This window comes from Allobacillus halotolerans (genome assembly GCF_018967645.1).
Taxonomy (GTDB): domain Bacteria; phylum Bacillota; class Bacilli; order Bacillales; family Alkalibacillaceae; genus Allobacillus; species Allobacillus halotolerans.
Genome location: NZ_JAHLZF010000040.1, coordinates 1 through 2319, shown reverse-complemented (window position 1 = coordinate 2319; position 2319 = coordinate 1). Strand labels below are relative to the sequence as shown.

Below are 2319 nucleotides of genomic sequence, written 5' to 3'. Positions count from 1 at the left end.
TTTATATTGTTTGCCTTCATCATTTTCAAATACGATTGTGAAATATCTATTTTCTCTATCATTGAATTCAATATTTTTAACTTTCACTGTGAATTCTCCAGCTTGAAACCCTGCTGAGCCGTTATAAAACTTTTCTTGATTTGTTTCTTTAGTAAATTGCGCTTGTCCTGTGATTTTCATAATTAAATACCGTCCTTTTAATTAATTTTTAGTTTCCATTTCTAATTGCTTCTACTACGTCCGTAATGCTAGGATTTGCAAATTTCTTATTGTTAATTGTTATTGAAGGTGAATGTCTAATCTTTGTTTCAAACGTATTAGAAGGTTCAGCGTTTAGAATATATCTAGCTTTCTTTTCTCCGTTATCATCAAATTCTTCAATCATTGCCCTAGCTAACACATCACTTTGAGAAGTAATAGCTTTTTTAATTTGTTCTTGCGCTTCAATAGTGATAGTAGGGTTGATAGTGCTACCTTCATCATCTTTATCTTTGTTGATACCTTCATGACCTGTAATAACAAAGTGGAATTTGTATTCTTCTTGAAGTTTTCCTATTAATCTGTACATACTGACAATTCGTTCAGCAACTTCTCCCCAATCATTAAACGTTGGTTTTTTAGACTTATTTTTCATCACATCATTCAATGTCATATCTCTAAGTTTTTGAATAGTTTCAATAACTACAACATTGATTTCTTGTCCGTTTTCTCTCATCTCCTGTAAAATTTGAGGTAAAAAATTTACAACATAAACAAAGTGTTGATAGTTCTCGATTTCTACGTCTGATCCTTCGTCAGTAACCGTTGTTCCACCTTCGTTAATGTCAATGACGAAAGCGTCTTTATCTCTTGTAGCAAACGTGGTTTTTCCTGAGCCAATTTTTCCGTATACTGCAAATTTATAGAATTTCCTTTTATTTTTCTCAGCGATATTATTTATCTTTAGTTTTTTGAGTATGCTTACTTTTTCTTGTGGTTCTTGTTTTTCCTCAGTCATGTTCTACCTCCTCGTACTCAATAGTTTCTGTCACTGTTTTCTTGATTGCTTTGTGATAATCCATATTGATACTCGCTTCTTCCATACCGTTAAACTCCCTAGCTCTATTTCTATTTGTGGAGTAACTAATATCTGAATTGTTATCAGTTGGTTTGTTAGTTATATAAATTGGCATATCCCTATGACGAATGATATAAGTTACAGTCTGCTTCATAGCGACCTCCTACCATTTCATGACTAAGTTAATTAGTCTGTCCTGTTCGTCTGTGTTCTCTTCAATCCATTCATCTATTGCTTGGTTAAATAAGTCTGATGCCATATCTAAGTCATTCTCATCTACGACATAAGCATGTTTAATTGGTACGTTGTTCATATCTTTAACTTGTATTGATATGCCCATATGACCTTTTAAAATGAATAGCTTAAAATCGAATCCGTTAACATGAATATTTTTGCGTATGATTTCGCCTATTTCGTAATACATCTTGACTTCCTCCGTTTTTCGTTTTATATTGAACATGAATTTTTTCTTAAGTGTTTGATACTGTTACTTGCTCCAACAAGTAGCAGTTTTTTTATTCTTTGAAAAAGCATTCTTTGTAGTACATGAATGTTGCGATACTTGCGAATCCCGCAATTGACCATGCTGTAGTGAAGTATAGAAACGGCATAAGTACAATCGCTAAGACTGTGAAGCATAATACTGCTACTAGGTAGCTTTTATAAATGTTACTCATTTTCTTTTTTCAACGCCTCCATTATTCTCTCGTCTGACAAGCCGTGATAAGGGAATTTTTCTCTAGCTAATTGGACTGGTATTCTGCCTCGAATCGCAATGTAACCTTCGTCTTCAAGCTCTTTATTCAGTTCTCTTATTATTTGTCCTGCTTTGGATTTAGAAACAGATAAAATTACTGCAAGTTCTTTAGCTTGCAAACTATTTTTTATCATATCTATTCCTCCTTTTTATTTTTGTGTTGTGTATAATTTAGTTATCTCCTAGTGAAAGGAGGTGATAAGTATGGAATTTAATGATTTTCAAAATTTCTTTGGTGAACTTAGTAATCAAGCCGAAAAAGAATTCGGTGGTGACAGTGACTTTTTTAGAGATAGAATAAATAAGTTGAAAGAAGATGCTCCTGAAAACGTATCTTACGAAATTATTTATTCAATAGCTTTATACGAAAGCTTAAAAGCTCAACAAGATATGAAAATTTTGAATACAGTTAAATATCTTTTAGATCGTGACTAGCAATATCCAACAATGATTTGCTCTGAGCATTATTAATTTTTGGATAATCAAAATTTCTAAGTTTAAATCT

The 2319-nt window shown here is 32.2% G+C and carries 6 protein-coding genes and 1 pseudogene; 1 reads left to right on the top strand and 6 read right to left on the bottom strand.

Going from position 1 to position 2319, the window contains the following annotated elements:
* The 6 genes and pseudogenes from KQ486_RS13805 to KQ486_RS13780 form a co-directional block, all read right to left on the bottom strand.
* Nucleotides 1–180, bottom strand: a pseudogene (locus KQ486_RS13805) (single-stranded DNA-binding protein); the annotation flags it as partial.
* Between the two features lie 28 nt (nt 181–208).
* A complete protein-coding gene (locus KQ486_RS13800; RefSeq protein WP_000134097.1) occupies nt 209–997 on the bottom strand; it encodes an ATP-binding protein in 789 nt (262 codons plus the stop codon).
* Nucleotides 990–1211, bottom strand: coding sequence for a DUF2483 family protein (locus tag KQ486_RS13795; protein WP_000815401.1), 222 nt, complete (start codon nt 1209–1211; stop codon nt 990–992). The genes KQ486_RS13800 and KQ486_RS13795 overlap by 8 nt, the downstream gene beginning before the upstream one ends.
* Nucleotides 1212–1220: 9 nt before the next feature.
* Entirely contained in the window at nt 1221–1481 is a 261-nt protein-coding gene (locus KQ486_RS13790; RefSeq protein ID WP_000291089.1) for a DUF1108 family protein, read from the bottom strand.
* A gap of 91 nt (nt 1482–1572) precedes the next feature.
* Entirely contained in the window at nt 1573–1734 is a 162-nt protein-coding gene (locus KQ486_RS13785) for a DUF1270 family protein (protein WP_000066021.1), read from the bottom strand.
* The gene (locus KQ486_RS13780) at nt 1727–1948 is read right to left on the bottom strand and encodes a hypothetical protein (RefSeq protein ID WP_000594789.1); all 222 of its coding nucleotides are present in this window, start codon (nt 1946–1948) and stop codon (nt 1727–1729) included. The genes KQ486_RS13785 and KQ486_RS13780 overlap by 8 nt, the downstream gene beginning before the upstream one ends.
* 70 nt (nt 1949–2018) lie before the next feature.
* On the opposite strand from KQ486_RS13780, the gene KQ486_RS13775 reads away from it, so the two are divergent.
* The gene (locus tag KQ486_RS13775) at nt 2019–2249 is read left to right on the top strand and encodes a hypothetical protein (protein ID WP_000395455.1); all 231 of its coding nucleotides are present in this window, start codon (nt 2019–2021) and stop codon (nt 2247–2249) included.
* Nucleotides 2250–2319: the final 70 nt, after the last annotated feature.